Here is a 12,053-nt window from a genome sequence, read left to right as displayed (position 1 = left end):
ATGCGACCGGTCGCTCACGCGACCGTGGCTAGAGCCAAATCCTCATGGAAGCAAGCATGGTGACGCTCCCCTTTCCCAAAATATGAAAGACTACAGCAGTCGTGAGTATCGAACGATACTACATGGCAACATGCCGCTTGGCAACCGCCCCCCGCTCTACCAAGCGTAGAGAACGCTGACGGGCGGGGTCTCCCCACCGCCCGGCCGCCGCGATGCGATACACTTAGCCGCAAAACCATCTTCATCGCAGGGAGATATATGGAACCGACAGCAAAAGAGGGATTCTTCGAGCGAGTCTACCAGATGGTCGAGCAGGTGCCGGAAGGCATGGTCGCCACATATGGGCAGATAGCCAAGCTGGTTGGCGAGCCCCGCCGCGCACGCTACGTGGGCTATGCCCTGCATGTAAACCCCCGCCCTGGTATCATCCCCTGTCATCGCATCGTCTTCGCGGACGGTCGCCTCGCCCCCGGCTTCGCCTTTGGCGGCCCGGAAGCGCAGCGCGAACTGCTGGAAGCAGAAGGCGTGAGCTTTCTTGCAGACGGCCGCGTGGACCTGTCCGCCAACCGCTGGCCCGCAGGGATTGAGTAGGCGGATATGGGGGAGCAACGATTGCAAGACGAGCGCGATAAGCAAAACGAGCGCCTGGTTATCCGTGCGATCGAGGCGCGCGACGACGTGGCGATCGCACGCATCATCCGGCACAACCTCGAGGTATGCGGTCTTGACCGACCGGGCACGGCGTATTTCGATCCCGAACTCGACAACCTAAGCAGGTACTACTTGGCCTCGCCGCATCGCGCCTACTTTATCGCCGAACTGGATGGAACCGTGGTGGGCGGCGCGGGCGCGTCACCGGTCGCCGGCGCGACGGGCACGGCGGAGCTGCAGAAGCTCTACGTGGCGCCCGAAGCGCAGCGACGCGGCATCGCGACCGCGCTCACCCTCGCGGTCGAAGACTTTGCGCGCCGCGCCGGTTTTAGCACGCTCTACCTGGAAACCCATCATGACCTTATGGCGGCCATCGCCCTGTACCGCGCGCTGGACTACGCTGAAGACGATAGACCGCTGCCGGGAAGCCCCCACACCACGATGGACGTGTTCTTTAAAAAGGAGCTATAGCGGCGGGCGGGCGAAAGGCGCGCTGATCAACGGGGCAAAGGACTCGCTACAACGAACGCGAGCGCCACCAAGCGACCGCGAGCTGCGTCCTATTCTTGTAGCCGGTCTTGGAAAGCACCGAGCTAATCCGGTTTCGCACCGTACCTTCGCTGATAAACGCTTCCGCTGCGATCTCGTGGTTGTCGAGCCCTTCGGCCACCAGGCGAACAATCTCGTATTCGCGCTCCGTCAAGCATTCAAACTCGCGCGGACGGGCGTCGGGCTCCGCGGCGGCGGCAGCAGACGCGCCCGCAATGGCGCCAGCACCTGCAGCGGCCCCCTCGTCCGTCACGCCAGGGCCACCGGGCGCCGCCCGCACCGCCGCCAAAGCGTCACGCACGCAAAGCTCGCGCTCAACAAGATCGTCGCGCGTACGTCGTGTCAGGTCGCGCTGGGCCGTAAGCGCGCAGGTTCGCATGGATAGAAGCGCCGCAAGAGCCGCTACCGCAACAACCAGCAGCAATGCGGGCGCCACCCCGCCACGCGCCGCCAATGCGACGGCGGGGAAAAGAGCAGCGGCAGGGGCAACCTTCCACGGCAAAGGTTCATGCACAGACCGCATGAGCTCATAGAGCGCAGCGGGCACAAAGAAGACGCCGGCGGGCACAGCCACAGCGATCACGCAATACGCAGCGGGCAGGACTGCGCGCCAGCCACAGCCGGACCATTCGCATCCCAAAACGCAAATGACAGATACCAGAAAACAGGCAACGGACGCCAACCCCGTCAACCCGCCGTACAGCGCAAGAACCGCCGACGTCGCAGCGGGACAGCACAGCGCAAGCAGCATCGACAGCACGCAGCACGCATACACAACCGTTATGTCAACTATCCTCTCCATGGGTTTGTATGGTAGCAAAACGCGGTCGTGACAATTGTCACTATCCACATTCCCGCTCCTCAGGCAGCATAAGGGCCAGCGAACCAATCGACAGCGAGACCATACGGAGGATCCATGGATATCATCGCCGTAGAGAATCTTGTCAAGCGCTATGACGACCTACTTGCCCTCGACCACTTCAATCTACACGTAACCCAAGGCGAGATCTTTGGCTTGCTGGGCCCCAACGGGTCGGGCAAAACCACCAGCATCAACTGCATGCTCGCGCTGCTCACGTATGACCGCGGCACCATCCGGCTGTTCGGCGAACCCATGGACCCTGCGCGCTACGACCTCAAACGCCGTATCGGCGTCGTGCCGCAGCAGGTCGCCGTCATCAACGAGCTCACCGTCCACGAGAACATCGATTACTTCTGCTCGCTCTACGTAAGCGACCGCACGCGCCGCCGCACGTTGGTGGACGAGGCGATCGAGTTTGTTGGCCTGGAAGAATTCGCGGCGTTTCGCCCCGGAAAGCTCTCTGGCGGTCTTTTACGACGTCTCAACATCGCCTGCGGCATCGCCCACAAACCGGAGCTTATCTTCTTCGACGAACCCACGGTGGCCGTGGACCCGCAGAGCCGCAACGCCGTTCTCACCGGCATCCAACGACTGCGCTCAGAAGGCGCGACGGTTGTGTATACCAGCCACTATATGGAGGAGGTCGAGCAGATCTGCGACCGCGTCATGATCATGGACCATGGGCGCGCGTTGGCTCAGGGCACGTGCGATGAACTCAAGCGCTCCATTAAAACTGGCGAACGCATCGTGGTGGAACTCCAGACGGCATCGGGAACGCGAGAAGCTGCCGCATCGTCCATCGACAAACGAGAGCTCGACCGCCTGCGGGCGCTCCCCCACGTCATCGACGTCGCGCTCACCGACAACCTGCTCGCCGTCTCATGCGAAGCCAGCGAGCACAACCTCACCGACGTTCTGGCGGCGCTGCGCGCAGGCAACGTCCGCATGGGGCGCATCACATGCGCACCGCCCACCCTCAACGACGTCTTCCTCGAGATCACCGGTCGCGAGCTGCGCGATTAAGGAGAAACGCCCATGTGGACCACCTTTACAACAACCGTTCGCACGCTGCTGCACACGCCCAGCGCCGTGGTGTGGACGCTCGTCTTCCCCATCGTCCTCGCCACCGTGTTCAACTTCATGTTCGAGCCGCTGCGCGCCCAAGAGTCCGTCGAGGCCATCGATGTAGCGGTTCTGGACGATGACGCATGGCGCGCCTCGCCCTTCTCCCAAGTTATCGACGCACTCGCGACGCAGGACGAGCCCCTGCTGCGCGCCATCCCCGTCAACTCAACCAAAGATGCCCGATCTTTGGTGAAAGATGGCATGGCAGACGGGGCCTTCTCGATCCAGTCAAATGGAGAACCCTTGCTTGTCCTCGCCCCGACAGACTCAAGCGGTAACTCGTCCCATAGCATCAACCGCGCCATCCTGGAGTCCATCCTTACCAGCTACCTGCAAAACCAAAGCCTGGTTGCAAACGTAGCCCAAAACAACCCCGCCACCCTGGCGACGCATCCGCAGTAGAAGCCGCGCTCTCCCAAACCGTCGACGTCGCCCAGGCGTCGCTCACGCGCGCCCAACCGGACGCCATGGTGCGCTTCTACTATGCCCTGCTGGGCATGGCCTCCATCTTCGCCGCCCAGCTCGCAGAGCAAAGCGTGTGGCGCCTGCAGCCCACCGCTTCTGCAGAGGGCGCGCGGCGCGCCGTGTCGGGCACCAGCCGAATGCGCTTGCTCATCCCCACCATCGCCGGCTGCTGGGTTGTGTCGACCGCTTTCCTCGCAATCGCCTTTGGCTATATCTGCCTTACCGCGCACATCGACTTCGCTGGACGCGAGCCGCTCTGCCTTATAGGAATCGCCGTCGCCAGCCTGCTTTCTTGCGGCCTGGGCGCACTGGTGGGCTCGCTCCCCGGTCGCATGGGATCAGACTCCCGCCGCGGTCTCCTCACGGCCGTCACGTGCCTGCTCTCGCTGTTTGCGGGCCTCTACGGTCAGCCCACCATGGAGCTAGCCGACTCGGTAGCCAAAGCTTTCCCCGCTGCTACCTGGATCAATCCGGTTTGCCTTGTACGCGATTTGTTCTACAGCGTCTACTACTACGATGCGCTCGCGCCGTTCGCCCTGCGCATAGCCGCCGGAACGACGATGGCCGCCGTCTTCCTTGCGATCTCCGCCGCCTTCATGAGGAGGTACACCCATGAACATCTGTAAGCGAGCAATCATCATCGCGCTGCGCCACCCGCTCTACCTCGCCATCTACATCGGCTTTCTCTCCGCAATGGGAGTCCTGCTTATGGGAGAGGTAGGCACCGCGCAAGCCCCCGTGCCCTCATCCGCGTCTTCTCAGGCCGCCATCGTGCTGGTCGACCGCGACGGCTCGCCCATTTCACGCGCGCTTCGCGCCGCCCTTGAAACAACGGATGAGCTTGTAGACGTGGACGATGAACCCACCGCGCTGCAAGACGTTTTAGCAAAAGACCAGGCGGACATAGTCCTTATAATCCCCGAGGGATTTGGCGACCAGCTTATTGACGCGGCGCATGCAGGCCGGGACCCGCCGCAGCTCAACATGGCCGCCGGGTCAAACATGCAAGCCGCGGCGCTGGCATCCCAGCGTGCGATCCGCTGGGCGTCCCTGGCCGCCGCACAAGCCGCGTTGGAGCCCGCGCTTGATGCGGACAGCATTGTCGGCGCAGTTGCGCAAAGCAGCAGCGTCGAGCCGTCCGTGCAGGTACTCGAAACAACCCCCGGCAACGCCGCAGCGTCGCGACTTGCGTTCTACCTAACCTTTAGCTCCTATACCATAACCTCATCCATCATTGTGGTCGCAGGAGTGGTGCTGGCTACGCTCAACGCACCCGACGTCCGCCGCCGCCAGCTCTCGTCCCCCATGAGTACCTGGCGCCTGGGACTGGGCAGCATCGCCGGCTGCGGCGTGCTCGCCCTAGCGGTGTGCGTGTGGGTCGCCGTGGTTGGCGTTGTAGCCTCAGGGGCCGCGCCCCTGGTCTCGCAGACTTTACCGCAACTCGCACTCGCTTTGATCTCGTTTGCGACATTCGCCCTGGTTCCGCTTTCGCTTGCCTACACCCTTGCGCAATGCGGCTTTCAAGAGGACGCGCTCAACGCCATCGCAAATTTGGGCGGCATGGTCATGTCGTTCTTGGGTGGAGCGTGGGTTCCGTTGTCGCTCATGGGTCCCGGCGTGCAGGCGACGGCGCGCTTTACCCCCACCTACTGGATGTACAACGCCATCACGGAGGCGCTGGGAGCGCCAGCCATCACTCTTGATGTACTCGCAACCGTAGCGAGCAGCCTGGGCATCATCGTCCTATTAGCGGCGGCAATAACCTCTGCCGGACTTGTCGCCGCGCGCCTACGCGTCCGCGAGGCATAGGCGCTCCACCGCAAGCGACGTCAGCACGCCATAGACCGCAAGCAGCGCGGCCGTGAACAGCAACACGCCGCCCGTGATGGCGAAAAAGCCGCTTGTACCCAGCGCGAACGCAAGAAACGCCACCAAAAACAGACCGAACATGTCGTGCACCATCGCCCCCGCAAACGGGGCGGCAAAGTAGAGCAGCACCTGCTTGCGTACGGACAGGGCCATGTCAGCACGCTCGCATCCAAGCTTTGCAAGCGAGGCGTACGCATGGCGGGCATCCGCCGCACCGGAAAGCTGCTGCAGCGAGAGCACCGCCACGGCGCTCAGCAAAAAGACGGATCCGTAAAAGATACCGATGAATCCAATGGGCGCCATGGAAGCCGCAAGCCCTTGGGAGACAAGCTCCGGGGTGCGCATGCCCACGCTGAAGGCAAAGCCCGCCACCATCATGCACACGGAAACCGCGATGAGCACGCACACGCAGGCAAGCGCCATAGACGAGCTTGCCACGCGGGACTCCACCTGCCGCACGGTGAACGCGCGCAGGCCCCACCAGTACCGCTCCGTGCGGCTGCGGGCGCGGGCGGCCCAGCCCGTTACGACGATGCGCGCCACCAGCGCGGTTGCGAAGCATGCCGCAAACCCCATGGGGATGATGAAGGCGATGAAGTAGACGGGCTGAAACACGCACGCGCCCCACACCACGGCGAGCAGCACCGCCGCCACCGCAACCTGCACGCCACGAGCCAGGCGCCCTCCCGTAGAGGCGACCTCCGGCGCGCGCTCGGCAGCGATCAGCTGGATCAAGGGGCGCCTGCCTATGTTGCGCGCGCCGTCAAATGCGTTGAGCGCAAACACCGCAGCAAAGCACCCGCTTGTCCATACGGCGGATTGGGACGAGAACGCCACCATGGGTCGCCAGGGCACATCAAACACAAACGCGGTGATGGCCCCGAAGGCCGGCGACAGCGCCACGCCCAGCAGCACTCCCAGCGCAAGCGCTAGCACGCCCACGCAGGCGGTCTCCATCACAAGCACGCATGACACGGCGCCGCGATCCATGCCCACAAGTTTGTACAATGCGAACTCGCGGCTGCGGCGACGCAGCAAAAAGCGGTTGGCATAGCGCACCAAGAACAAAAACACAAACACGGTGAAGATCGAAAACGCCTGCAGGATATCGCCGGAGCTCGCCACCACGCTCGTCTGGTCGGGCGAGAGGTCGAGCCGGTTGAGGTAGTCGGAAGACGCTACAAAGGAATAGAGCAGGCACGCGGCAAAGCCAAGTGTGGCGAAATAGACCGAGTAGTCGCGCGCGCTTCTCCGCACGTTGCCAAACGCGAGCTTGAGATACAGACCCATGGCGGCCATCCTTTACCTATCGATACGCTTGCATCGTTGTTTACCTGGCAACCATTGTCTGAAATACCGCCCGCCGCAGCCATCGATTCACCTTACAGAGGACTAACGAAAATGTAAGGAGCCCGGCTGGGATCAATCCAAACCGAGCTCCTTAAAGAATCATCCACGAAATACCGATTACAGCTTGCCGTCGAGCATGAGATTGACCTTTAGGACGTTAACGGTAGGCTCGCCGAAAACGCCCAGGAGACGGCCCTTGGAGCATTTTGCGATGATATCGCGCACCTCGTCCTCGCTCTTGCCGGTAGCCTTGGCCAGGCGCGGAACCTGATACTCGGCCGCATCCGGAGAGATCTCGGGATCGAGGCCGGAACCGGAGCAGGTCACCAGGTCCACCGGGACCGCATCCATGTCGGCATCGGGGTTCGCGGCGCGAATCTTCTCGACGCGCGCATCCACGAGCTCCTGATACTCCTCACTTGCGGGAGACAGATTGGACGGAGCGGAGTAAGCCATGAGCTCACCGTTCTCGTCCTCGACCACCGACACGTTCTGGATGCGGCCCCACATGTGGTCCTCATCCTCGAAGTTCTGGCCGATGAGCTCGGAGCCCACGATCTTGTCGTCGACCTTGATGAGCGAACCGTTCGCCTGATACGGGAAGGCGACCTGTGCGATGCCGGTCACGACGAGCGTGTAGCCCAGGCCGCAGACAACGGTAAACAGCGCGAACACGCCCAGTGCGCGCGATGCAACACCTTTGAACATACAAACCTCCGCTTACATAATGCCGCAGAACGCGAGCAGCATGTCGATGAGCTTGATGAATACGAACGGGGCAACGATGCCGCCCAGGCCCCACACGAGCAGATTGTGGGTCAGTAGCTGTCCGGACGGGACCTCGCGGCACTTGACACCCTTGAGGGCGGCCGGGATCAGCGCGATAATAACGAGCGCGTTATAGATGATGGCCGAAAGAACCGCGGACAGCGGGCTTACCAAACCGAGGATGTTGAGCGCGCCAAGGCCCGGGTAGATCGGCGAGAACAGGGCCGGGATGATAGCGAAGTACTTCGCCACGTCGTTGGCCACCGAGAAGGTCGTGAGCGAACCGCGGGTCATGAGCAGCTGCTTGCCAATACGCACGATATCGATGAGCTTGGTGGGGCTGGAGTCGAGGTCGACCATGTTGCCGGCCTCCTTGGCAGCCTGGGTGCCCGTGTTCATGGCCACGGCCACGTCGGCCTGGGCCAGAGCGGGCGCGTCGTTGGTGCCGTCGCCGGTCATGGCGACCAGATGGCCCTCGCGCTGGAACTCGCGGATCTTCTCGAGCTTGCCCTCGGGGGTAGCCTCGGCTAGGAAGTCGTCCACGCCCGCCTCGGCCGCGATGGCAGCCGCCGTGAGCGGGTTGTCGCCCGTCACCATGATGGTCTTGATGCCCATCTTGCGCAGGTCGGCGAACTTCTCCTTAACGCCGGACTTGATGATGTCCTTGAGGTACACAACACCCAGCACGCGGCAGTTCTTGGTCACGACCAGCGGGGTGCCGCCGGCCTTGGCGATGCGCTCGACGACCTCGTCGCACTCCTGGGAGAACACGCCGCCGGCTGCCTCCACGTAGGCGCGCACGGAATCGGCAGCGCCCTTGCGAATCTCATTGCCCTCGTAGTTCACGCCCGACATGCGCGTTGCCGCGGTGAACGGGATGAACTCCATGCCCTTGTCCTCGAGTGTGCGGCCGCGCAGGCCGAACTGCTCCTTGGCGAGCACGACGATGGAACGGCCCTCGGGCGTCTCGTCGGCCAGCGAGGAGAGCTGGGCGGCATCGGCCAGCTCCGCGGGATCGACGCCGTCGACCGGGATGAACTCGGAAGCCTGGCGGTTGCCCAGGGTGATGGTGCCGGTCTTGTCGAGCATGAGGATGTCGACGTCGCCGGCGGCCTCGATGGCGCGGCCGGACATGGCCAGCACGTTGGCCTCGTTCAGACGGCTCATGCCGGCGATGCCGATGGCGGACAGCAGCGCGCCGATGGTAGTGGGAGCCAGGCACACGAGCAGCGCCACGAGCGTGGTCACGGACGTGGGATTGACCATGTCGTTAAGGCCGGCCGAGAAGCAGGAGTAACAATAGAGGGCCAGCGTGACCAAGATAAAGACGATGGAGAGGGCCACCAGGAAGATTTCCAGGGCGATCTCGTTGGGCGTCTTCTTGCGCGCGGCGCCCTCGACCATCGCGATCATCTTGTCCAGGAAGCTCTGGCCGGGCTCGCTGGAGATCTTGACAATGATCCAGTCGGACAGCACCGTGGTACCGCCGGTAACGGCAGAGCGGTCGCCGCCAGCCTCGCGGACCACGGGCGCGGACTCGCCGGTGATGGCGGACTCATCAACGGAGGCAGCTCCCTCGATGACGTCGCCGTCGCCGGGAATCTGCTCGCCGGCGCGCACGACCACCAGGTCGCCGCGCGTGAGCTCGGTGCCGGGCACGACGGTGAAGTGCTCCTTGTCCTCAACGGACTCGATGCGATGGGCCTCGACATCCTTCTTGGCCGCACGCAGGGAATCGGCCTGAGCCTTACCGCGGCCCTCGGCAAGCGCCTCGGCGAAGTTCGAGAACAGATCGGTGAGCCACAGGATGACCGCGATGGCGACCACATAGTAGGTGGGCACACCCGCGTCCTGCACACCGAAGATGGAAGCGACGGCCAGGACGGAGGTCATGACGGCGGAAAGCCACACCAGGAACATGACCGGGTTTTGAATCTGGACGCGAGGATCCAGCTTGGCAAACGAGTCGCGGACCGCGCGGCCCATCATGTCTTTTTGCATAGCCATAAATCTGCGCCCTCCTTTACGCAATCATCTGGAAGAACTCGGCAACGGGGCCAAGCGCCAGGGCCGGGAAGAAGCTCAGGGCACCGATCAGCAGAACGATGAACACGAGCAGGAATACGAACATGCCGTTGGTGGTAGACAGGGTACCGGCGCTCTCGGCGACCTTACCCTTCTTGGCCAGCGAGCCGGCGATGGCCAGCGTACCGACGATGGGCATGAAACGGGCGAACAACATCTCGAGGCCGAGCATGACGTTGATCCAGGGAATGTTGCAGTTCATGCCTGCAAACGCCGAGCCGTTGTTGCCGCCGCATGAGATGAAGGCATACAGCACCTCGGAGAAGCCGTGCGCGCCGCCATTGTTGAGCTGGTCGGCAAGACCGGGCACCATGCAGGCGATGGCAGAGCACACCAGAATGGCAAACGGAGTTGCCAGGCACAGGACAACTGCCCAGCGCATCTCGCCCGGCTCGATCTTCTTGCCCAGGAACTCAGGCGTGCGTCCGACCATGAGGCCGGCGATGAACACCGTGAGGATGGCAAAGCCGATCATGCCGTACAGGCCGCAGCCCACGCCGCCGAAGACGACCTCGCCCAAAGCCATCTGGAGCATCTGGACAAAACCGCCCAGCGGGGTGTAAGAGTCGTGCATGGAGTTAACCGAGCCGTTGGAAGCGGCGGTGGTGTAAGCCGACCACGTGGAGGAGGTGGCGATGCCGAAGCGGCTCTCCTTGCCCTCCATGTTGCCGCCGGCCTGGCCGTCGGTCATCTCGATATTGACCGCGCCGCTATCGGCCAGCTGCGGGGTGCCCGCATGCTCGTTGACGGCGATGACGCCGGTGAAGATCACCAGCAGGATGAACATGGCGGCAAAGATGGCCTTGCCCTGCTTGGTGTTCTTGACGCCGATACCGAAGGTGAAGCAGCAGGCGGCCGGGATCAGCAGCAGGCTGGTCATCTCGATGATGTTGGTGAAGGCGTTGGGGTTCTCATACGGATGGGCGGAGTTCACGCCGAAGAAGCCGCCGCCGTTGGTGCCGGACTGCTTGATGGCAACCTGAGACGCAGCGGGGCCCTGGGGCAGGAACTGCTCGGTGACCACGCGCGCGTCCTCGACAACCTTGCCGTCGACCTTGACGGTGTCGCCCTCGATCTGGGCGCCGTCGATAACGCTCCAGCCGCCGTCTGCATTGGGCTGAACGGCAACGGGCTCGACGAGCTCGGCCTTCTGAGCCGGCTGGAAGTTGGAGATGACGCCGCCGGCAGCCAGGCAGATGCCGAACACGAGGTTCAGCGGGATGAGCACGTACAGGACGGTACGGGTGAGGTCGACCCAGAAGGAACCCAGACCCTGCTCCTTGACCTGACGGAAACCGCGGATCAGAGCGAACATGACCGCGATGCCGGTACCGGCTGAAACGAAGTTCTGCACGGTGAGGCCCATGAACTGCACGAGGTAGGACAGGGTGGTCTCACCGGAGTAGGACTGCCAGTTGGTATTGGTGATGAAGGAGGCCGCCGTGTTGAACGACAGGTCCCACGACACGCCCGGCAGGTGCTGCGGGTTGCCCGGCAGGACAGCCTGGAGCATCTGGAGCGCGATGAGCACCACGAGCCCGATACCCGAGAAGGCGAGGACGCTCACCAGATAGCGCTTCCAGCCCATCTGCTCCTTGGCGTCGATACGCAGGAGGCGATAGATGCCGCGCTCCACCGGATCCAGCACGGGCGACAGAAACGTATGCTCACCGTCCATGACATGGGCCATAAACCGACCGAGCGGAATGGCCAGGACGACGAGCACGACAAAGTACAGGATGTACTGAATTGCAGCGCTCATGGTTTAAGAATCACTCCTCATGAGAATATAGATGTAATAGATAAGGAGCCCGATGCAGGTGACTCCTATAATGGGAATGAGAACGTTCATTCACCGCCCCTTTCACTCACGATGGCTTTCTAATATGAGTTGAACATTGTCAAGTGGCAAAACGTCCCCGCCCCCGGGGAGCTACCGCGGGGGGCGGGGACGACCTATCTTCACCCGGGGGACGCGCCGCTTGAGGGCGTGTCTGCTCGACGCACGTTCGGCACTCTAATATCCGCGGGTCGGAACCGCATTTCGTTGCTACGGCTGGGGGCCTCCGGCTTCATCGCAGTCTCGTGGCGGGCGTGGCGGTCCCCCGCTGCCCAGAAAAAGGAACTGGAATGGCCTCCCAACGGCCTCGAGCGCGGCGCGCCCCGGGGTCGGACTCCTATCTCGCCGCGGGCGCTACCGGACCATGAGCGCTATCGCCCAGACCCAGCAGGCCATCTCGCGGGCCGTCGCGCAGTTCGCCACGCAGGGCCTCTTTCCCGCCTGCGACATGGCGTCGCGCCTGTCCTGCAGGCGGCGGTTGGCACTTCG

The 12,053-nt window shown here is 63.0% G+C and carries 11 protein-coding genes; 6 read left to right on the top strand and 5 right to left on the bottom strand.

All coding sequences use genetic code 11. The features are described from left to right. Window positions 1-258: 258 nt before the first annotated feature. Window positions 259-591: an MGMT family protein gene (locus HMPREF9452_RS08325; protein WP_009141701.1), complete on the top strand. Its 333-nt coding sequence runs from the start codon at window positions 259-261 to the stop codon at window positions 589-591. Window positions 592-597: 6 nt separating this feature from the next. Next, complete coding sequence (locus HMPREF9452_RS08320) at window positions 598-1,122, top strand: GNAT family N-acetyltransferase (RefSeq protein WP_009141700.1); 525 nt, start codon at window positions 598-600, stop codon at window positions 1,120-1,122. Window positions 1,123-1,168: 46 nt separating this feature from the next. Here the strand turns inward: HMPREF9452_RS08320 and HMPREF9452_RS08315 are convergent, their stop codons facing one another. Further along, complete coding sequence (locus HMPREF9452_RS08315; protein ID WP_009141699.1) at window positions 1,169-2,050, bottom strand: helix-turn-helix transcriptional regulator; 882 nt, start codon at window positions 2,048-2,050, stop codon at window positions 1,169-1,171. Between the two features lie 66 nt (window positions 2,051-2,116). On the opposite strand from HMPREF9452_RS08315, the gene HMPREF9452_RS08310 reads away from it, so the two are divergent. From HMPREF9452_RS08310 to HMPREF9452_RS08300, 4 genes are all read left to right on the top strand, one after another. Continuing rightward, on the top strand, window positions 2,117-3,085 hold the full coding sequence (locus HMPREF9452_RS08310) for an ABC transporter ATP-binding protein (RefSeq protein ID WP_009141698.1): 969 nt from the start codon (window positions 2,117-2,119) through the stop codon (window positions 3,083-3,085). 12 nt (window positions 3,086-3,097) lie between these two features. Next, the gene (locus HMPREF9452_RS12195; protein ID WP_009141697.1) at window positions 3,098-3,589 is read left to right on the top strand and encodes an ABC transporter permease; all 492 of its coding nucleotides are present in this window, start codon (window positions 3,098-3,100) and stop codon (window positions 3,587-3,589) included. Between the two features lie 65 nt (window positions 3,590-3,654). Then, window positions 3,655-4,278 carry an ABC transporter permease gene (locus HMPREF9452_RS12190; protein WP_232205046.1) on the top strand — a complete coding sequence of 208 codons (624 nt, stop codon included), beginning with the start codon at window positions 3,655-3,657 and terminating at the stop codon, window positions 4,276-4,278. Then, window positions 4,265-5,461 carry an ABC transporter permease gene (locus HMPREF9452_RS08300; RefSeq protein WP_009141695.1) on the top strand — a complete coding sequence of 399 codons (1,197 nt, stop codon included), beginning with the start codon at window positions 4,265-4,267 and terminating at the stop codon, window positions 5,459-5,461. Before HMPREF9452_RS12190 ends, HMPREF9452_RS08300 begins: the two co-directional genes overlap by 14 nt. Here the strand turns inward: HMPREF9452_RS08300 and HMPREF9452_RS08295 are convergent. From HMPREF9452_RS08295 to kdpA, 4 genes are all read right to left on the bottom strand, one after another. After that, window positions 5,441-6,811 carry an FtsX-like permease family protein gene (locus HMPREF9452_RS08295; protein WP_009141694.1) on the bottom strand — a complete coding sequence of 457 codons (1,371 nt, stop codon included), beginning with the start codon at window positions 6,809-6,811 and terminating at the stop codon, window positions 5,441-5,443. The two genes, HMPREF9452_RS08300 and HMPREF9452_RS08295, sit on opposite strands and share 21 nt — an antisense overlap. A gap of 177 nt (window positions 6,812-6,988) precedes the next feature. After that, window positions 6,989-7,579 carry a potassium-transporting ATPase subunit KdpC gene (kdpC, locus tag HMPREF9452_RS08290; RefSeq protein WP_009141693.1) on the bottom strand — a complete coding sequence of 197 codons (591 nt, stop codon included), beginning with the start codon at window positions 7,577-7,579 and terminating at the stop codon, window positions 6,989-6,991. 12 nt (window positions 7,580-7,591) lie between these two features. After that, window positions 7,592-9,646, bottom strand: coding sequence for a potassium-transporting ATPase subunit KdpB (gene kdpB / locus HMPREF9452_RS08285; protein WP_009141692.1), 2,055 nt, complete (start codon window positions 9,644-9,646; stop codon window positions 7,592-7,594). A 16-nt stretch (window positions 9,647-9,662) separates the two neighbouring features. Then, window positions 9,663-11,486, bottom strand: a complete 1,824-nt coding sequence (kdpA, locus tag HMPREF9452_RS08280) for a potassium-transporting ATPase subunit KdpA (protein WP_009141691.1) — start codon at window positions 11,484-11,486, stop codon at window positions 9,663-9,665. Window positions 11,487-12,053 lie beyond the last annotated feature (567 nt).

This window comes from Collinsella tanakaei YIT 12063, from assembly GCF_000225705.1.
GTDB lineage: Bacteria > Actinomycetota > Coriobacteriia > Coriobacteriales > Coriobacteriaceae > Collinsella > Collinsella tanakaei.
Note: the sequence above shows the minus strand (reverse complement) of the source record. Positions and strands in the feature narration are given on the sequence as shown.